This is a genomic window from Streptomyces sp. NPDC002623 (genome assembly GCF_053592635.1).
The window spans coordinates 267,896-285,653 of record NZ_JBSFWB010000003.1; the positions used below are offsets into that span (position 1 = coordinate 267,896).

General features: G+C 72.2%; 17 protein-coding genes. 8 read left to right on the forward strand and 9 right to left on the reverse strand.

Annotation, left to right across the window (positions count from 1 at the left end):
• The first annotated feature begins 166 nt into the window (after nucleotides 1–166).
• Nucleotides 167–1,543: an aminotransferase class V-fold PLP-dependent enzyme gene (locus tag ACWD4O_RS06930; RefSeq protein WP_451278147.1), complete on the forward strand. Its 1,377-nt coding sequence runs from the start codon at nucleotides 167–169 to the stop codon at nucleotides 1,541–1,543.
• A gap of 56 nt (nucleotides 1,544–1,599) precedes the next feature.
• On the opposite strand, the gene ACWD4O_RS06935 is transcribed toward ACWD4O_RS06930, so the two are convergent.
• A complete protein-coding gene (locus tag ACWD4O_RS06935) occupies nucleotides 1,600–2,574 on the reverse strand; it encodes a carbohydrate kinase family protein (protein WP_351912399.1) in 975 nt (324 codons plus the stop codon).
• Between the two features lie 130 nt (nucleotides 2,575–2,704).
• Here ACWD4O_RS06935 and ACWD4O_RS06940 point away from each other — a divergent pair, with 130 nt between their 5' ends.
• Entirely contained in the window at nucleotides 2,705–2,914 is a 210-nt protein-coding gene (locus tag ACWD4O_RS06940; RefSeq protein ID WP_358807183.1) for a hypothetical protein, read from the forward strand.
• A gap of 501 nt (nucleotides 2,915–3,415) precedes the next feature.
• Nucleotides 3,416–4,840 (forward strand): hypothetical protein, encoded by a 1,425-nt coding sequence (locus ACWD4O_RS06945; protein WP_451278150.1) that lies wholly within the window; start codon nucleotides 3,416–3,418, stop codon nucleotides 4,838–4,840.
• Nucleotides 4,841–4,942: 102 nt separating this feature from the next.
• Here the strand turns inward: ACWD4O_RS06945 and ACWD4O_RS06950 are convergent, their stop codons facing one another.
• Nucleotides 4,943–5,299, reverse strand: coding sequence for a HesB/IscA family protein (locus ACWD4O_RS06950; protein ID WP_030794551.1), 357 nt, complete (start codon nucleotides 5,297–5,299; stop codon nucleotides 4,943–4,945).
• Nucleotides 5,300–5,542: 243 nt separating this feature from the next.
• On the opposite strand from ACWD4O_RS06950, the gene nadA reads away from it, so the two are divergent.
• On the forward strand, nucleotides 5,543–6,727 hold the full coding sequence (gene nadA / locus ACWD4O_RS06955) for a quinolinate synthase NadA (protein WP_398418451.1): 1,185 nt from the start codon (nucleotides 5,543–5,545) through the stop codon (nucleotides 6,725–6,727).
• Nucleotides 6,728–6,767: 40 nt separating this feature from the next.
• Here nadA and ACWD4O_RS06960 read toward each other — a convergent pair whose 3' ends face one another.
• The 5 genes from ACWD4O_RS06960 to ACWD4O_RS06980 all read right to left on the reverse strand — a co-directional run bounded on the left by ACWD4O_RS06960 (nucleotide 6,768) and on the right by ACWD4O_RS06980 (nucleotide 12,136).
• Nucleotides 6,768–9,008, reverse strand: coding sequence for a protein kinase domain-containing protein (locus ACWD4O_RS06960; protein ID WP_451278152.1), 2,241 nt, complete (start codon nucleotides 9,006–9,008; stop codon nucleotides 6,768–6,770).
• 104 nt (nucleotides 9,009–9,112) lie between these two features.
• Entirely contained in the window at nucleotides 9,113–9,793 is a 681-nt protein-coding gene (locus ACWD4O_RS06965) for a response regulator transcription factor (protein WP_351912390.1), read from the reverse strand.
• On the reverse strand, nucleotides 9,790–11,013 hold the full coding sequence (locus ACWD4O_RS06970; RefSeq protein WP_451278154.1) for a sensor histidine kinase: 1,224 nt from the start codon (nucleotides 11,011–11,013) through the stop codon (nucleotides 9,790–9,792). Before ACWD4O_RS06970 ends, ACWD4O_RS06965 begins: the two co-directional genes overlap by 4 nt.
• 39 nt (nucleotides 11,014–11,052) lie before the next feature.
• Nucleotides 11,053–11,331, reverse strand: coding sequence for a PspA-associated protein PspAA (gene pspAA, locus ACWD4O_RS06975; RefSeq protein WP_451278156.1), 279 nt, complete (start codon nucleotides 11,329–11,331; stop codon nucleotides 11,053–11,055).
• 34 nt (nucleotides 11,332–11,365) lie between these two features.
• Nucleotides 11,366–12,136, reverse strand: coding sequence for a PspA/IM30 family protein (locus ACWD4O_RS06980; protein ID WP_351912511.1), 771 nt, complete (start codon nucleotides 12,134–12,136; stop codon nucleotides 11,366–11,368).
• A 326-nt stretch (nucleotides 12,137–12,462) separates the two neighbouring features.
• On the opposite strand from ACWD4O_RS06980, the gene ACWD4O_RS06985 reads away from it, so the two are divergent.
• Together ACWD4O_RS06985 and ACWD4O_RS06990 are read left to right on the forward strand one after the other, a co-directional pair.
• On the forward strand, nucleotides 12,463–13,056 hold the full coding sequence (locus ACWD4O_RS06985) for a DUF3043 domain-containing protein (RefSeq protein ID WP_451278158.1): 594 nt from the start codon (nucleotides 12,463–12,465) through the stop codon (nucleotides 13,054–13,056).
• A gap of 83 nt (nucleotides 13,057–13,139) precedes the next feature.
• Nucleotides 13,140–13,841: a class I SAM-dependent methyltransferase gene (locus tag ACWD4O_RS06990; protein ID WP_451278160.1), complete on the forward strand. Its 702-nt coding sequence runs from the start codon at nucleotides 13,140–13,142 to the stop codon at nucleotides 13,839–13,841.
• A 120-nt stretch (nucleotides 13,842–13,961) separates the two neighbouring features.
• On the opposite strand, the gene ACWD4O_RS06995 is transcribed toward ACWD4O_RS06990, so the two are convergent.
• Nucleotides 13,962–14,174: a hypothetical protein gene (locus ACWD4O_RS06995; protein WP_351912380.1), complete on the reverse strand. Its 213-nt coding sequence runs from the start codon at nucleotides 14,172–14,174 to the stop codon at nucleotides 13,962–13,964.
• A gap of 113 nt (nucleotides 14,175–14,287) precedes the next feature.
• Here ACWD4O_RS06995 and ACWD4O_RS07000 point away from each other — a divergent pair, with 113 nt between their 5' ends.
• The gene (locus ACWD4O_RS07000) at nucleotides 14,288–15,496 is read left to right on the forward strand and encodes a bifunctional adenosylcobinamide kinase/adenosylcobinamide-phosphate guanylyltransferase (protein ID WP_451278163.1); all 1,209 of its coding nucleotides are present in this window, start codon (nucleotides 14,288–14,290) and stop codon (nucleotides 15,494–15,496) included.
• A 72-nt stretch (nucleotides 15,497–15,568) separates the two neighbouring features.
• On the opposite strand, the gene ACWD4O_RS07005 is transcribed toward ACWD4O_RS07000, so the two are convergent.
• Nucleotides 15,569–16,471 (reverse strand): class I SAM-dependent methyltransferase, encoded by a 903-nt coding sequence (locus ACWD4O_RS07005; protein ID WP_451278165.1) that lies wholly within the window; start codon nucleotides 16,469–16,471, stop codon nucleotides 15,569–15,571.
• Between the two features lie 172 nt (nucleotides 16,472–16,643).
• Here ACWD4O_RS07005 and cobT point away from each other — a divergent pair, with 172 nt between their 5' ends.
• On the forward strand, nucleotides 16,644–17,750 hold the full coding sequence (cobT, locus tag ACWD4O_RS07010) for a nicotinate-nucleotide--dimethylbenzimidazole phosphoribosyltransferase (RefSeq protein ID WP_451278167.1): 1,107 nt from the start codon (nucleotides 16,644–16,646) through the stop codon (nucleotides 17,748–17,750).
• Nucleotides 17,751–17,758: the final 8 nt, after the last annotated feature.

Sequence of the window (17,758 nt, forward strand, 5' to 3'; positions counted from 1 at the left end):
TCCCGCGTAAGGGGCGGGTTGCCCGACTCCGGGGTACTTCTGACGGGGGGTTTGGGCGCGTAACAGCTCGTGAGGCGCTGTCGTGTGGCGAGCACGGGCTCCGTCGGGGCCTGTCGCGGAGTTCCCCACGCCCCTGGACGAGCCACCGGCGTTCTACCGTTGCCGTGTGCCCTACTTTGACGCCGCTTCCGCCGCTCCCCTGCATCCCGTCGCCCGGCAGGCGATGTCGGCCTCGCTCGACGAAGGCTGGGCCGACCCCGCCCGGTTGTACCGGGAGGGGCGTCGGGCGCGGCTGCTGCTCGACGCGGCCCGGGAGGCCATGGCCGAGGCGATCGGGTGCCGGGCGGACGAGGTCGTGTTCACGTCGTCCGGGACACGGGCCGTGCACAGCGGGATCGCCGGTGCGACGGCCGGGCGGCGGCGCGTCGGACGTCACCTGATCGTGTCAGCCGTCGAACACTCCTCGGTACTCCATTCGGCCGAGGCGTTCGAGGCGGACGGCGGTGAGGTGACCCGGGTGCCGGTGGCGCGGACGGGTGCGGTGACCGTCGGGTCGTACGCCGACGCCCTGCGGTCCGACACCGCGCTGGCCTGTCTGCAGTCGGCCAACCATGAGGTGGGGACCGGGCAGCCAGTGGCCGAGGTGGCCGAGGTCTGCCGGGCGGCGGGGGTGCCGTTGCTGGTGGACGCCGCGCAGTCGCTCGGCTGGGGGGCGGTGGAGGGGCCCTGGTCGGTACTGACCGGCAGCGCGCACAAATGGGGCGGGCCGCCGGGGGTGGGGGTGCTCGTGGTGCGCAAGGGGGTGCGCTTCGCCGTCCAAGGCCCGGTGGACGAGCGGGAGTCGGGGCGGGCGGCCGGGTTCGAGAACATTCCGGCCGTCGTCGCGGCGGCGGCCTCGCTGCGGGCGGTACGGGCGCAGGCCGCGGCCGAGGCGGTACGACTGCGGGAGCTGACGGCGCGGATCCGGGCGCGGGTGGCGGCCGTCGTCCCGGATGTGGAGGTGGTCGGGGACCCGGAGCGGCGACTGCCGGGGATCGTCACCTTCTCCTGTCTCTATGTCGACGGGGAGGCGCTGCTGCACGAGTTGGACCGGGCGGGCTTCTCCGTGTCGTCCGGTTCGTCCTGCACGAGCAGCACGCTGACGCCCAGCCATGTGCTGAAGGCGATGGGGGTGCTGAGTGAGGGGAATGTGAGGGTCTCGCTGCCGGCGGGGACGGCCGAGGAGGACGTGGAGCGGTTCCTCGCCGTGCTGCCGGGGGCGGTGGCGGGGGTGCGGGAGAAGCTCGGGGCGCCCGTTCCGGCCACGGAGACGCGGGGTGACGTGCTCGTCGTGGACGCGCTCGGCAAGCGGTGCCCGATTCCCGTCATCGAGCTGGCGAAGGTCTTCGGGGACGTCCCGGTCGGGGGTGTCGTGCGGGTGCTGTCCGACGACGAGGCGGCTCGGCTCGACATCCCCGCCTGGTGCGAGATGCGAGGGCAGGAGTACGTGGGCGAGGAGCCGGCGGACCGCGGTGCGGTCTACGTGGTCCGCCGGGTGTCCTAGGCCTGTCCTGTCCTGGCCAGTCCAGTCCAGGAGCAGGACAGGACAGGCCTTGGGCCTCAGGCGAGGTGGCCGCGGACCTCGGTGGCGGCCTCTTCGCCGTACGCCTTGGTGAAGCGCTCCATGAAGTGGAGGCGGCGCAGCTGGTACTCCTGGGTGCCGACCGTCTCGATGACGAGGGTGGCGAGCATGCAGCCGATCTGGGCGGCGCGCTCGTGGGAGACGCCCCAGGCGAGGCCGGAGAGGAAGCCCGCGCGGAAGGCGTCGCCGACGCCGGTGGGCTCGAGCTTGCGCTCCTCGTCCGGGCAGCCGACCTCGATCGGGTCCTCGCCGGCGCTCTCGATGCGGACGCCGCGCGAGCCGAGGGTGGTGACGCGGTGGCCGACCTTGGAGAGGATCTCCGCGTCCGACCAGCCCGTCTTGGACTCGATCAGGCCCTTCTCGTACTCGTTGGAGAAGAGGTACGTGGCGCCGTCCAGCAGCGTCCCGATCTCGTCGCCGTTCATCCGGGCGATCTGCTGGGAGAAGTCGGCCGCGAAGGGGATCGAGCGGGAACGGCACTCCTCCGTGTGGCGGAGCATCGCCTCCGGGTCGTCGGCGCCGATCAGGACCAGGTCGAGGCCGCCCACCCGGTCGGCGACGGTCTTCAGCTCGATGAGGCGGGCCTCGCTCATCGCGCCGGTGTAGAAGGAGCCGATCTGGTTGTGGTCGGCGTCGGTCGTGCACACGAAGCGGGCGGTGTGCAGCGTCTCGGAGATCCGGACCGAGTCGGTGTCGACGCCGTGCCGGTCCAGCCAGGCCCGGTACTCGTCGAAGTCCGCGCCCGCGGCGCCGACCAGGATCGGGCGGGTCCCCAGCTGGCCCATCCCGAAGGCGATGTTCGCGCCCACGCCGCCTCGGCGGACATCCAGGTTGTCGACCAGGAAGGAGAGCGAGACCGTGTGCAACTGGTCCGCGACGAGCTGATCGGCGAAGCGGCCGGGGAACGTCATGAGGTGGTCGGTTGCGATGGAGCCGGAGACTGCAATGCGCACGGCGTGGACTCTCCTGTGGGGAGGGGGATTGACAGTTCACGCTACCGGGTCGACCCGCGCCACTGAAGCAGCTGAAACTACCCGATAGTAGATCTTTCTTCGCAGGCTCCGGCGTGCCTACGGTTCGGTTATGACGAACCTCAAGGTCCACGCCCCCGCTCCGGCCGATCTCGACGGCGACCTGGCGTCGCTGCGCGGCGACTGCGCGCGGATGGCTCCGCACTGGGCGGTCCCGGAGAAGATCACTTCCCGTCCGGTCTCCCCGTCACTCATCCATGGCGTGACCGTACCGGCGAAGTCCGCCCGGCTGCTGGAGGCGATGCCGGACTACGGCAACTAGGGTTTTCTTCGGTACGGCGCTCGGAAGGGAACCGTGCGCTCCCCCGCCGCGTCCCATCGGCGTCCCTCGTAAAGGGGATGTGGGGTACGACAGCAGGGCTGCCGAAGGAGCGATGCGGTGAACACCGAGCGACCCGAGAACGACGACGCCGCGCGCGAGCCGGAAGAGACGGGTTCCGAGGAGACGGGTTCCGGGGAGACGGGTCCGGAAGGGACCAAGGCCGAGGGAGCGAAGCCGGAAGAGGTAACGGCCGAAAAAAAGGCTGAAACCGTAGAGGCTGAAGCTTCAGAAGCCTCGGAAGTTTCAAAGGTCGAGGCTTTCGGGGACGAGACTTCAGCGGCCGAAGCTTCAACGGCTGAGGTCGAAGCTTCAACGGCCGAGGCCGGGCCTGCCGTCGCTCCGGAGCGATCCGCCGCCCCCGCCAGAGACGCCGACGAGCCCGTCGTCACTCCCGCCGCCGGTGACGGCGAGGCCGGCGGGGGCTCCCGGCGCCGCTCGCCCGTGCTCATCGCCTCCGTCGCCGCCGCCGTGCTGCTGGTGGGCGGTGGCGGGGCCTATCTGACCTCCGCCGCGGTGAGCGGCTCGGGCGGGGGCTCCGGCTCCGGGGCGCCCTCCGGGGACGGCACCCCCGCGGCGCTCCTCCTGGACGACTACTCCGGAGGTACGGGTACCCCCGAGGGCGGCACGAGCGGCATCGCGCCCGGCGAGCCCAACCCCTACGGGGTGACGTACAGCGCCGCCGGCACGCTTCCGGAGGGCCCCGGCTCCGCGCCCGTGTACTGGGCGAAGGGCGAGGTCACGAAGGGCGAGGTGGCCGGGCTGGCGAAGGCGCTGGGCGTCGAGGGGACGCCGGTCGTCGACGGGGAGGCCTGGAAGGTCGGCGCCGGGAACGACGGCTCGGGGCCGGTGCTGCGGGTGAACCGGCAGGCACCGGGGATGTGGACGTTCACCCGGTACGCGCCCGGCACGGACAACTGTTCGGGCGGCACCGCCAAGTGCACCCCTACCCCCGCGAGCCCGGCCGGCGACCCGGTGAGCGAGGCGGCCGCGAAGAAGGCGGCGGCGCCGGTCCTGAAGGCGGTCGGCCAGGACGACGCCAAGGTGGACGCGAGCCAGCTCATGGGCGCCCAGCGGATCGTGAACGCCGACCCGGTGATCGGGGGTCTGCCCACCTACGGCTGGACGACCGGGATCAGCGTCAGCGCGCAGGGCGAGATCGTCGGCGGGAACGGGCAGCTGGAGGCCCCGGCGAAGGGCGACACGTATCCCCTGCTGAGTGCGCAGGAGGCGCTGGACGCGCTGAACGCGGCGCCGGGGAGCGACCACCGGATGGGCATCGGCGGCTGTGCCACCCCGGTGCCGACGAAGGACCGGCTGGAGAGTCCGTGCGGTGCGTCGACGACGACCACTCAGACGCAGACGCAGGCACAGACGGCGACGGTCGAGGACGCGGTGCTCGGGCTCGCCCCGCACACCTCGGGCGGACAGCAGGTTCTCGTACCGTCCTGGCTGTTCGACGTGAAGGCGGCCGGGACCGCGGCCGGCTACACCGTGACGCAGCCGGCCGTCGAGCCGGCGTATCTGAAGTCGGCGGCGACGCCCACGCCCGCTCCGACGCCCACGGGCACCTCGGCGACGCGTGATGTGCAGGTGGACGGCTACACCGTCGAGGGCGACACGCTGACCGTGAGCTTCTACGGCGGGGTGTGCGCCGACTACAAGGCGAAGGCGGTGGAGAGCGGCGATGAGGTGAAGGTCACCGTGACCGAGACGCCCTGGCCGGACAAGGTCTGCATCATGATCGCCAAGGAGTACCACCAGAGCGTTCAGCTGGACGAGTCGCTCGGCAGCCGGAAGGTGGTCGGCTCGGACGGCAAGGCCATCCCGCTGGAGAAGGCGGGGGCCCGGCTGCCGCAGGTCCAGTAGCGCGCGGACCGCATCCGCACCACCACCCGCACAGCGCGAAGGCGGCGGCCCCGTCGGAGGGGGCCGCCGCCTTCGTGTGCAGCTGAGCAGAGCAGAAAAGGCTTAGCTGAAGGAGTCGCCGCAGGCGCAGGAGCCCGTCGCGTTCGGGTTGTCGATCGTGAAGCCCTGCTTCTCGATGGTGTCGACGAAGTCGATGGACGCGCCGCCCAGGTACGGGGCGCTCATGCGGTCGGTGACGACCTTGACGCCGTCGAAGTCCTTGACGACATCGCCGTCGAGGGAGCGCTCGTCGAAGAAGAGCTGGTAGCGCAGGCCGGAGCAGCCGCCGGGCTGAACGGCGACGCGCAGGGCCAGGTCGTCGCGGCCTTCCTGGTCGAGCAGGGCCTTGACCTTCGCCGCGGCGGCGTCGGACAGGATGATGCCGTCGGTGACGGTGCTGGTCTCGTCCGATACGGACATCTACATCTCTCCCGGGTTGTACGGAGACTGCTTGCCGACTGGTGCAACCGGCAAGGCCGCGGATTCATTCCGGGCCGGGCGACGGGTTTTCGACGCCTCCTTCATGCTCGCACATGCGCCTGCGGGCGGAAAACGGCTCATCGGGATTCACGTCACATCGACGCAATGACCATCGTCAAAGTGACGTTATGCGGGTTATCATAGATAACGTCAGATCGACGAAAAGTAGAAAGGGTGCGTGTCGTGACCACCGCCCAGACCACGGAGCTCGACGTACAGCCGTCTCCGCTCGCCCTGTTGTTGCTCGGCCGTGAGGCCGACCCGAAGAGCGAGCGGGGCGTCGAGTGTCCCGGCGACCTGCCCTCGCCCTCCGACCCGGACCTGGTCGAGCGGGCCCGTGCCGCCAAGGAGAAGCTCGGCGACAAGGTGTTCGTCCTCGGCCACCACTACCAGCGCGACGAGGTCATCCAGTTCGCCGACGTCACGGGCGACTCCTTCAAGCTGGCCAAGGACGCGGCCGCCCGCCCGGAGGCCGAGTACATCGTCTTCTGCGGTGTGCACTTCATGGCCGAGTCCGCCGACATCCTGACGTCGGACGACCAGAAGGTGGTCCTGCCCGACCTCGCCGCCGGCTGCTCGATGGCCGACATGGCCACCGCCGAACAGGTCGCCGAGTGCTGGGACGTGCTGACCGAGGCCGGCATAGCCGAGCAGGTCGTGCCCGTCTCGTACATGAACTCGTCCGCGGACATCAAGGCGTTCACGGGCAAGCACGGCGGCACGATCTGCACCTCCTCCAACGCCCAGCGGGCCCTGGAGTGGGCCTTCGCACAGGGCGAGAAGGTGCTGTTCCTGCCCGACCAGCACCTGGGCCGGAACACGGCCGTCCGGGACCTCGGCATGTCCCTGGAGGACTGCGTCCTCTACAACCCGCACAAGCCGAACGGCGGGCTGACCGTCGAGCAGCTGCGGGACGCGAAGATGATCCTGTGGCGCGGCCACTGCTCGGTGCACGGCCGCTTCAGCCTGGAGTCGGTCGACGACGTCCGCGCCCGGATCCCCGGGGTGAACGTGCTCGTGCACCCCGAGTGCCGGCACGAGGTCGTGGCCGCGGCGGACTACGTCGGCTCGACCGAGTACATCATCAAGGCGCTGGAGGCCGCCCCGGCCGGCTCCAAGTGGGCCATCGGCACGGAGCTGAACCTGGTCCGCCGGCTGGCGAACCGTTTCGCGCCCGAGGGCAAGGAGATCGTCTTCCTCGACAAGACGGTCTGCTTCTGCTCGACGATGAACCGGATCGACCTCCCCCACCTGGTCTGGACCCTGGAGTCGCTCGCCGAGGGCAAGCTCGTCAACCGCATCGAGGTCGACAAGGAGACCGAGGCGTTCGCGAAGCTGGCACTGGAGCGGATGCTGGCGCTGCCGTAGCCCCGCGCCGCCGCGGCCCCTTGTGGGCCCCGGCCCCGGCTCACTCCGCCGCCGGTGTCCCGGCGGGGTGGGCCGGGTCCAGGCTGAAGACGGTGCCGTCGGGGGTCAGCACCACCAGGGCTCCCTGGTCGAGGAACACCCGGGCCGCGGCATAGCCGGTCCCGACGACCTGCTCGGCCCGCGCGGGGGACTCCCACAGCAGGGTGCCCGTCTCGATGTCGACGGCGGCGACCCGTCCGGAGGCACTGGCCGTGAACACCGCCTGTCCCCGCTCGTCGGCGACGGGAGTACCGGGCTGCTGAAGGGTCGTCGAGGTCTCCCACAGCTGTTCCCCCGTCTCCGGCGAGTGGGCGACCAGCTGCCCGGCCGAGGAGGCGAAGCAGAGCACTCCGCCCACCAGCTCCACCTCACCGCGCGGGTCGCCCGCCAGCTTCGTCTCGCGCACGGCACCGGTGCCCGGGTCGATCAGCAGGACCTCGGCGTACGCCGACTCCGCGGAGCTGTCGGTGTCCTGCGGGGTGGACATCACGAAGGCCAGATCGCCGCCGACAGCGCCGACGTAGAAGCCGTCGCCGTCCGGCACGCTCACCTTCCGGGTCGAGCCGTCGGCCGGGGCGACGGCGTAGAACACGGTGCGCGACGGTGTACCCGCGTCGGTACAGCCCGCGTACGGGACGCCGTCGACGTCGTAGAAGTCGCAGCCGTAGGTGGGCCCGGCGGGCAGCGTGGCCGTCCAGCGCGCGGTGCCGTCGCGTGCGTCGAGGGCGGTCACCCGCTTGCCGCCCTCCGGGATCATCAGCAGATCGCCCACGAGGGCGACGGTGACCTCGCCCTCGCTTGTCGGGTGCGACCAGAGCCGCTTGCCGGTGGCGGTGTCGAGGGCCACGACGGTGCGGGTCTGGTCGTTGCCCGCGGTGTTCAGGACCGACTCGGAGACCAGCAGCACGCCGTCGCGCACCCCGAGGACCATGTTGTCGTACCTCTCCCGTGCCAGGCCCGAGGGCTGGGAGTCCGCCCGCCAGGCGAGCCGGCCCGTCGCCGTGTCGACGCGGACCGGAAGAACGCCGTCGCCCCCGCAGTAGAAGGCGCCGTCGCCCATCGCGCAGGACAGGGAGGTGCCGAAGGAGACCCCGGAGCCCTCCAGCGGCTTCTTCACCCCGCTCGTGGCCGTCCCGAACAGCGTGGTCCGCCAAGGCTCCCAGCCGTTGGGCAGCGGATCCCAGCTGCGCAACTCGGAGCCGGTGACGTCCGACTCCGCCGCCTTGTCGTCCCTCTTGAAGGGGTCGAACAGGAGATAGCCGGTGAGCGCCAGGGCCACGACGCCCGCCACCCCGGCCAGCACCGGCCACCGGCGCAGCCGGGAGCGGCGGCCCGTGCGAGGCGGCGCTGCGGCGGGTCCCGGCTCCTCGCCCGCCGGGGGCGCGGGCGCGGGCGGCGGACGCAGGATCACCGTCTCCGGGTCGCCCGGCGCGGATTCGGGCAGCGCCTCCGCGAACTCCCCCGCCAGTTCGTCGAGTTCGGGCCGGTCCGCGGCCTCCTTGGCCAGACAGCGGGTCAGGATCGCGCGCAGCGGCTCGGCGACCGTGTCCACCGCGGGCTCCTCGTGCATCACCCGCCACGCCGTCAGATACGGGCTGTCCGCGTCGAAGGGGCCGCGTCCGGTCGCGGCGAACACCAGCAGCGCGCCCAGCGAGAAGACGTCCGAGGCGGGCCCGACCGAACGGGCGTCCGTGAACTGCTCCGGGGACATGAACGGCGGGGTGCCGATCGCCTTCCCCGTCTCGGTGAGCGTCTGGTTCTCCGCCGCGCGGGAGATCCCGAAGTCGATGACGCGCGGGCCGTCCGGTGCCATCAGGACGTTGCCCGGCTTGAGGTCGCGGTGCACGACCTGGGCCCGGTGGATCTCCCGCAGCGCCTCCACCAGGCCCAGGGCGAGCCGGCGCAGTTCCGCGCCGCGCACCGGACCCTGCTCGCGGATCCGCGCGGAGAGCGTGGGGCCGGGCACGTACTGGGTGGCCATCCAGGGCCGTACGGCCTCCGGGTCGGCGTCCACGACCGGGGCGGTGAACGCGCCGCTCACCTTGCGGACGGCCTCGATCTCCTGCCGGAAGCGGGCGCGGAAGACCGCGTCCTCGGCGTACTGGGAGTGCACCACCTTGACGGCGACCTCACGCCCCGAGCGCGCCCGGCCCAGATACACCACGCCCATGCCGCCGGCCCCGAGCCGGTCGACGATCCGGTACCCGCCCAGCGCCTTCGGGTCGTCCTTGTGCAGAGGCACCGCCCCGACCACCTTCCCCCGAGTCCCCCGAGCCGTTCGAGTCGCCAGCATATGAAACGGCTGGGCGGTGCCGGCGGTTCCACCGTGCCGATTGCGGTTCGGGCTCACTCCACCCGTGGGCGGACCAGCCCCGACTCGTACGCGATGACCACGAGTTGGGCCCGGTCGCGGGCGCCCAGTTTGGCCATGGCCCGGTTGACGTGTGTCTTGACGGTGAGCGGGCTGACCTCCAGGCGCTCGGCTATCTCGTCGTTGGAATGGCCGCCGGCGACCTGCACGAGGACCTCGCGCTCGCGCACGGTGAGCGCGTCCAGCCGGGCCGAGCGGGTGGGGTCGTGGTCGTCGGCCGTGCCGCCCTGGGCGAGGAAGCGGGCGATCAGGCCCTTGGTGGCGGTCGGCGAGAGCAGCGCCTCCCCGCCCGCGGCGACCCGGATCGCGCTGAGCAGCTCCTCCGGCTCGCTGCCCTTGCCGAGGAAGCCGGAGGCGCCGGCCCGCAGCGACTGCACGACGTAGTCGTCCACCTCGAAGGTCGTCAGGATGACCACCCGGACGTGTGCGAGGGAGTGGTCGGCGCTGATCAGACGGGTCGCGGCGAGACCGTCGACGCCGGGCATGCGGATGTCCATCAGGACGACGTCGGCGCGCTGCTCCTTCGCCAGTCGGACCGCCTCAGCGCCGTCGGACGCCTCGCCCACCACCTCCATGTCGGGCTCGGAGTCGACGAGCACGCGGAACGCGCTGCGCAGCAGTGCCTGGTCGTCGGCGAGCAGGACGCGGATGGTCATGCACTGTCTCCCATGGTGGCCGTGCGGGTCTTGACCGGCAGGATGGCGTGGACGCGGAAGCCGCCGCCGTAGCGCGGGCCGGTGGTGAGGGTGCCGCGCAGGGCGGTGACGCGTTCCCGCATCCCGAGCAGGCCGTGGCCGCCTCCGCTCACCGGGCTCTCGTCGCCCGCCGGGTGCCCGTTGTCGAGGACCGTGACCTCGATGTTCGGACCCACGCGCACGACGCTGACCTCGGCCTTCGCCTCGGTCCCCGCATGCTTTTGGACGTTGGTGAGGGCTTCCTGGATGACCCGGTAGGCGGCCAGGTCGACGGCGGCGGGCAGCTTGGTCCCGTGGTCGGTGCGGGCCACCTCGACGTGCAGGCCGGCGCTGCGGAAGGTGCCGGCTAGCTCGTCGAGGCGGTCCAGGCCGGGGGCGGGTTCGGTGGGGGCCTCGGGGTCGCCGGACTGGCGCAGCAGGCCGACGGTGGCCCGCAGTTCGTTGAGCGCGGAGCGGCTGGCCTCGCGGACGTGCGCGAGGGCCTCCTTGGCCTGGTCGGGCCGTTTGTCCATGACGTGCGCGGCGACTCCGGCCTGGACGTTGACCAGGGCGATGTGGTGGGCGACCACGTCGTGCAGATCGCGGGCGATGCGCAGGCGCTCCTCGGCGACCCGGCGGCGGGCCTCCTCCTCGCGGGTGCGCTCCGCGCGCTCGGCGCGGTCCCGGATGGCCTGGACGACGGCCCGGCGGCTGCGCACCGCGTCCCCGGCGGTGGCGCCGATGCCGGTCCAGGCGAGGATCCCGAGGTTCTCCTGGGCGTACCAGGGCAGCGGTCCGGCGAGCATGGCCGCGCCGGTGAGGACCGTCATGGTGAGCAGGCCGGCCCGCACGGTGGTGACGCGGTCGGTGGCGGCTGCGACGGTGAACAGGGCGACGACGGCGGACATGGCGACGGGGGCGCGGGGGTCGCCGGTGACCGACTCCATCACGGAGGCGGCGCCGGTGAGGGCGAGAACCGTCATGGGGGCCCTGCGGCGGAAGACGAGGGCGACGGCGCCGAGGGTCATCAGCAGGAGGCTGAGCGGGTCCGGGCTGCGCAGGCTCCAGGTGACGCTGTGCTCGCCGTGCGGGTCGACGAAGGAGCCGGCCAGCATGCAGAAGAGGACTCCGGCGGCGAGGGTCGCGTCCAGGGCCAGGGGGTGGGCCCTGAGCCGGCACTCGGCACGGGCGAGGAGGGTCACTGCCTGGTTACCGTCGCTTTCCGTGCCGTGCTGCTCGTCTCACCCCGGGATCAAGCCGTCGTCGCTCAGCATCTCCCGGACCTCCTCCAGGCTCGCCTCCGGGGCCGGGAGGATGAGTTCCGAGGGTTCCAGGGCGTCGTCCGGCAGGGGGGTGCCCAGGCGGCGGACGGCGTCCAGGAGGGCGCCGAGGGTGCGGTGGAAGCCTTCCTCGTCGCCGCTCTCCATCTCGGCCAGCAGCTCGTCGTCCAGCTTGTTCAGTTCGACGAAGTGGGAGTCGGCCAGCGTCCACTGGCCCTCCCCCATGATCCGTACGATCATGTCGCTCTCCTCGGCTCCGGGCCCCGGCGCCGGGCTACTGCTTGTCGAAGCGCGGGGTGTCCTGCGGCTGCTGCTGGGACTGCGACTGGCTCGTGCCACCTTCGATGGCCTGCTGGCCGGAGGAGCTTCCGCCGGCGAGTTCGGCCTTCATGCGCTGCAGTTCCAGCTCTACATCCGTACCACCGGAGAGCCGGTCCAGCTCGGCCTGAAGGTCGTCCTTCGCGATGCCCGTCGGGTCGTCCAGGGCGCCGGAGGCCATGAGCTCGTCGAGGGCGCCGGCGCGGGCCTGGAGCTGGGCCGTCTTGTCCTCGGCGCGCTGGATGGCCAGGCCGACGTCGCCCATCTCCTCGGAGATGCCGGAGAAGGCCTCGCCGATGCGGGTCTGGGCCTGGGCGGCCGTGTAGGTGGCCTTGATCGTCTCCTTCTTGGTGCGGAAGGCGTCGACCTTGGCCTGGAGGCGCTGGGCCGCGAGGGTGAGCTTCTCCTCCTCGCCCTGGAGCGTCGAGTGCTGCGTCTCCAGATCGGTGACCTGCTGCTGGAGGGCGGCGCGGCGGGAGAGCGCCTCGCGGGCGAGGTCCTCGCGGCCGAGCGCGAGCGCCTTGCGGCCCTGGTCCTCCAACTTGGTGGACTGCGACTGCAACTGGTTCAGCTGGAGTTCCAGGCGCTTGCGCGAGGTCGCCACGTCGGCGACGCCACGGCGGACCTTCTGGAGCAGCTCCAGCTGCTTCTGGTACGAGTAGTCGAGGGTTTCGCGCGGGTCCTCGGCCCGGTCAAGGGCCTTGTTCGCCTTCGCGCGGAAGATCATCCCCATACGCTTCATGACACCGCTCATGGGCTTCGCGCGCCCCCTTCTGACGGACTCCGGCTCCAGCCTTGCGACAGAACCCACAGTACGGGCCCTGCATCCATTGACGCACTGTTCGGGGACGGATGCGCTCATCCCCAAGGACGACTGACCAAGCCCTTGCTCCGGCGTAGGGAGTAGGTGACCTTCAGGGTGAGCAGTAGGTCACCCTGTGTCCCTTCTCCCTCGTTCTTGGTCGGTCTGTCCCCTCTACAGACGACTGGTGTTGCCGGATCGTTCCCCTCCGGGCTGGGGTCCATGCCCAGAAGCGCTTACCCTTGGGTTTTGTGTTCCGTAGCCGTGCCAAGGAAGAGAAGGCCCCCGCCGACGCGGTGGTGACCGACTCCAAGCAGACCCGTGACCCTCAGGCGAAGAAGGGTCGGCCCACGCCCAAGCGCAGTGAGGCCCAGACCCAGCGCCGCAGCGTCGCCAACACGACGACGTCGCGCAAGGACGCCGCCAAGCGTCAGCGCGAGGAGCGCCGCGCCCAGATGGACCGGCAGCGCCAGGCGCTGGCCGGGGGCGACGAGCGGTATCTGCCGGCTCGTGACAAGGGTCCCGTGCGCAAGTTCGCTCGCGACTTCATCGACGCGCGGTTCAACGTGGCGGAGTTCTTCCTGCCCATGGCCGTGATCATCCTCGTGCTGAGCATGGTGCAGGTGGGCTCGCTGCAGACCATCGCGCTGCTGCTGTGGCTGGTCGTGATCGTGCTGATCGTGCTGGACTCGTTCGTCACCTCCTTCCGGCTGCGCAAGCAGCTCGCCGAACGCTTCGCCGGGCAGAACCGGCGGGGCGCGGTGGCGTACGCGCTGATGCGCTCGCTGCAGATGCGTCGCCTCCGGCTGCCCAAGCCGCAGATCAAGCGTGGAGCGCGGCCCTGAGCGCTGCGGCCTTCTCCGGGGGAGCGGCCGAGGCCTGGCTGAACAGGCTGGGCGGGCTGCGTGACGTCGTACGACAGGAGCTGGTGGCCCGGCAGCTCGACGAGCAGATAGCGGGGCGCTACCCGGTCGGGCAGCGGCTGCGGGTGCTCGACGTCGGCATGGGGCAGGGCACGCAGGCGCTGCGGCTGGCCCGGCTCGGACATCAGGTGACCGGTCTGGAGCAGGAGGCGACGATGGTCGCCGCGGCCCGTACGGCCCTGGCCGACGAGCCGGAGGGCATCCGGGAGCGGGTGCGGATCATCGAGGGCGACGGCCGGGACACCGGGGTGCACTTCCTGCCCGGCAGCTTCGACGTGGTGCTGTGCCACGGCGTGCTCATGTACGTCGAGGAGCCGGACGCGCTGCTGGCGGGGCTGGGGCGGATGCTGGCGCCGGGCGGACTGCTGTCGCTGCTGGTGCGCAACGCGGACGCGCTGGCCATGCGGCCGGGCCTGTCCGGGAACTGGGCGGGCGCGCTGGGCGCGTTCGAGACCACGGCCTACGTCAACCGGCTGGGGCTCGATGTGCGCGCGGACCGGCTGGCGACGCTGACCGGCGCGCTCGCCGGGATCGGGGCGCCGCTGCAGGCCTGGTACGGCGTGCGGGTCTTCACGGACACGGCGGCGGACGACACGGAGATCCCGGCGGACGTCGAGACCCTGCTGTCCGCCGAGGAGCGGGCGGGGCGGACCGACCCCTACCGGCAGGTGGCGGCGCTGCTGCATCTGTGCGGAGTGCGCGGCTGAGCCTGCGTTGTTCCCGTCGCTCCCGTTGTTCACTCGTTCGAGTGAGAGGCGGACGGGGTGGACCCGGCCGGCGGTCGGGGTGACCGGGCCGCGGCCACCCCGACGCGACGGTAGGGCCGGTTACGACTCGTTCGCGTGCAGGCTCATCGGGCCGTAGATCTCGGTGGAGTCCTCGAAGAGCCGCACCTGGTCCGCGCCGCCTTCGACGAGGTCCTTCCAGATCTCCCCGATCCACGACTCGGCGTCCCCCTGGGTGGTGAACTCCTCGGGCTGCACCGCGGGTTCGACCTCCGTCCCGTCCGCCTTCTCGAACCGCCACGTCCATGCCGCCATGTACGCCTCCCAGCTGTGACCACGTGCAGAGCAGAAGCCGGATCAAGGTCCGGCTTCTGCGGTCAGCCTAGTCGGGTGCGCAAGACCAGGTCAGACACGCGAAAATCAGCTTCGTGGAAGTCACTCTGCTCGGTACCGGCGCCCCCGCGGGGCTGCCCCGCCCCGACTGTTCGTGCGCCGTGTGCGCGGTCTCGCTCGGGGTGCATGCGCGGGCGGCGACCGCGTTGCTCGTCGACGGGGCCCTGTTGCTCGATCTGACGCCGGGTGCGGCGTTCGCGGCCGCGCGGGCCGGGCACTCGCTGGGCGGGGTCGGGCAGGTGCTGCTGACGCATCCGCACGACGGGCCGCCGGTGGAGGTGCCGGCCGGGCTGCCGCAGCCCGGCCGGGTGCCGGACGGGCGGGAGTTGGCGCTGCTGACGGGACATCGGGTGCGGGCGGTGGCGATGGACGCGCCGGGCACCGGGTACGCGGTGACCGGGCCGGACGGGCAGCGGCTGCTGTATCTGCCGCCCGGGGGCGCGCCGGCCGGCCTGGAGGAGGGGCCGGGGCCCGTCGAGCGGTACGACATGGTCCTCGCGGATCTCGTGGGGCGGCCGGATGCGCTGGCCAAGCTGCGGGCGGTCGGAGCGGTCGGACCGACGACCGACGTGGTCGCCGTCCATCTGGGCCACGACGTGCCGCCGGGCGCGGAGCTGCGGCGACGGCTCGCGGCGGCGGGCGCGCGGGCGGTGCCGGACGGGTCGACGCTGACGGTGGGGGTGTACGAGGACGTCCCGGACGTGCCGCGCCGGACGCTGGTGCTGGGCGGCGCCCGGTCGGGGAAGTCGGTGGAGGCCGAGCGGCGGCTGGAGTCCTTCCCGGACGTGCTGTACGTGGCCACCGGGGGGACGCGGGGCGGCGACACCGAGTGGGCGTCCCGGGTGGCCGCGCACCGGGAGCGTCGGCCGGGGTCGTGGCGCACGACGGAGACCTGTGACCTGGCGCCGCTGCTGGCGCAGGACGGGGCGCCGCTGCTGATCGACTGTCTGTCGCTGTGGCTGACGGACGTCATGGACTCGGTCGGGGCGTGGGACGACGCGGTGTGGGCGGACGGCGGGGAGCGGGCGCTGCGCTCACGGGTGGCGGAGTTGGCGGCGGCGGTGCGTTCGGCGCGGCGGACCGTCGTACTGGTGTCCAACGAGGTGGGGTCGGGGATCGTGCCGGCCACCGCGTCGGGGCGGCGGTACCGGGACGAGCTGGGGCGGCTGAACGCGGCGGTCGCGGCCGAGTGCGAGCAGGTCGTGCTGGTGGTGGCGGGGCAGGCGCTGGTGCTCCGCGGCTGAGCGGCCGCCCGCCCGGCGACTTCAGCGGGCGCTTTCCGTCGCGGGCGGGCACTTTCCGTCGCGGGGGGGCCGTCAGCCGCGGCGCGCGATGATCCGGTACGCGTTCGAGAAGCGGGTGCGGCGCAGGACGGGGGCCAGCAGGTGGTCGAGTGCCGCGGCCAGGGCGGTGAGCGGCCCGGCCGCCGGGCGCAGACGGCTCCGCTCGGCGTAGAGCGAGACGGCCGCGGCCAGGTCGTGGGGGGTGTGGGCGGCCCTGCGATCCGTCACGACGATCTCGCAGCCCTGGGCCTGGAGTTCGGCCCGGAGGTTGGCCGGCGGGATCAGGTGCAGGTGGCGGGGCTGGTCGTAGGAGTGCCACCACTTGCCGAGGACGGCCGCGGAGGCGCTGGCGGGGTCGGGGAGCTCCAGCAGGAGGTGGCCGCCCGGCCGCAGGGCGGTCAGCGCCGCCGCGAGTTCCGCTCTCGGGTCCCGGGTGTGCTCCAGGTGGTGGAGCATGCTGACGACGTCGTAGCGGCCGCGCAGCCGGGAGAGGACCTCCGGGGCCGTCAACCGGCCGACATGGGCCTCGTCGAGCCGGCCGGCCGCGTGCGCCCGCTCCACCCTGGAGGTCGGGTCGAGCCCGTCGAACGCCGTGTAGGCGAACAGTTCCTTCGCCGCCTCGGGGAAGGGCGCGTCGCCCGTTCCGACGTCCAGCCAGCTCTCCGGTTCGGGGAAGGGCAGCATCGCCCGGGCCGTCGCCCTGAGCTGCCTGCGGGCGACGGCCCGTCGTTCCCCGTCCGCCGGGTAGAGCTCCAGCCCTTCGACGGTCAGGCGCGGGTTCTGGAAGGCGTGTGCGCAGTCCAGGCACTCGTCGACCACGAACGTGCCCGGCCTGCGGTGGCGCAGATCGGGTGCGCGCAGCCGGGTGCGCAGCCGCTTCGAGCCGCACCAGGGGCAGTCGTCGCGGCGCGGCTCGTGGACGGGCCTGGGGGGCATGAGCGGCTCCGGGGAGGACGGGGAGGGGCACGAAGGGCGAAGAGGGAGAGTGGTCGACAATTTGCGGCAAACTGGAACGTATGGGATCCCGATCTTGGGTGCAATGACGTCACGCGTGTGTGGTGGCGACGGGGCGCGGAACTGTTCGATCGGTGCCGGTACTGTTCGGCGAATGAGCTCGCTTAATCTCGACGACTTCACCGATCTGATCGAGCGCCCGGACGGCGGTGTCCGCCGTGACGCGGAGGCCCGCCGGGAACGTCAGATCGTGCCGCCCGGATCGCTGGGGCGCCTGGACGACCTGGGTGAGTGGCTGGCGGCGGCGCAGGGCTCGTCGCCCGTGCGACCGGTCGAGCGACCGCGGGTGGTGCTGTTCGCCGGCGACCACGGCATCGCCGAGCTCGGCGTCTCAACCCGACCCGCGGGCAGTGCCGCGGAGTTGGTGCGCGAGGTCCTGGAGGGCGGCCGTCCGGTCTCCGTGCTCGCCCGCCGTCTCGACGTGCCCGTGCGGGTCGTGGACATGGCCCTGGACTGCGATCCGGAGGCCTTCCCCGAGGACGTCGTGCGGCATCGGGTGCGGCGCGGCAGCGGCCGGATCGACATCGAGGACGCGCTGACCGTGGAGGAGGCGGAGGCCGCCTTCAGGGCGGGCATGGCCGTCGCCGACGAGGAGGCCGACTCCGGTACGGATCTGGTGGTGCTCGGCGATGTGAGCGTCGGCGGGACGACGGCCGCGGGGGTGCTGGTGGCCGCGCTGTGCGGGACCGACGCGTCCGTGGTGACCGGACGGGGCGGCGAGGCGATCGACGACCTGGCGTGGATGCGCAAGTGCGCCGCGATCCGGGACGCGCTGCGGCGGGCCCGGCCGGTGCTCGGCGAGCAGTTGCAACTGCTGGCGACCGTGGGCGGGGCGGACCTCGCGGCCATGACGGGCTTTCTGCTCCAGTGCGCGGTACGGAAGTTGCCGGTCGTGCTGGACGGGGTCGTGGTGGCCGCCTGTGCGCTCGTCGCGCAGCGGATCGCGTTCCGGGCGCCGGACTGGTGGCTGGCCGCGCACAAGAGTGGTGAACCGGGACAGGCCAAGGCACTCGATCGGATGGCTCTGGAGCCGCTCCTCGACCAGGGCGTGAAGGTCGGCGAGGGCGCCGGCGCGCTGCTCGCCCTGCCGCTGGTCCAGGCCGCGGCCGCACTCGCCGCGGAACTTCCCGAGAGGGAGGCTGCCGCCGAGGAGCCGGAGAAGGAGGAGGAGAAGGAGGAGGAGAAGGACGACGAGGAGTAGTCCGCGCG

What these genes read in the sequence shown, in the direction of transcription:
- ACWD4O_RS06940 (WP_358807183.1), top strand. Translation starts at nt 2,705, where the DNA reads ATGACGAACCTCAAGGTCCACGCCCCCGCTCCGGCCGATCTCGACGGC.
- ACWD4O_RS06950 (WP_030794551.1), bottom strand. Translation starts at nt 5,299, where the DNA reads ATGTCCGTATCGGACGAGACCAGCACCGTCACCGACGGCATCATCCTG.
- ACWD4O_RS06965 (WP_351912390.1), bottom strand. Translation starts at nt 9,793, where the DNA reads ATGACCATCCGCGTCCTGCTCGCCGACGACCAGGCACTGCTGCGCAGC.
- pspAA (WP_451278156.1), bottom strand. Translation starts at nt 11,331, where the DNA reads ATGATCGTACGGATCATGGGGGAGGGCCAGTGGACGCTGGCCGACTCC.
- ACWD4O_RS06980 (WP_351912511.1), bottom strand. Translation starts at nt 12,136, where the DNA reads ATGATCTTCCGCGCGAAGGCGAACAAGGCCCTTGACCGGGCCGAGGAC.
- ACWD4O_RS06995 (WP_351912380.1), bottom strand. Translation starts at nt 14,174, where the DNA reads ATGGCGGCATGGACGTGGCGGTTCGAGAAGGCGGACGGGACGGAGGTC.
- ACWD4O_RS07005 (WP_451278165.1), bottom strand. Translation starts at nt 16,471, where the DNA reads ATGCCCCCCAGGCCCGTCCACGAGCCGCGCCGCGACGACTGCCCCTGG.
- cobT (WP_451278167.1), top strand. Translation starts at nt 16,644, where the DNA reads ATGAGCTCGCTTAATCTCGACGACTTCACCGATCTGATCGAGCGCCCG.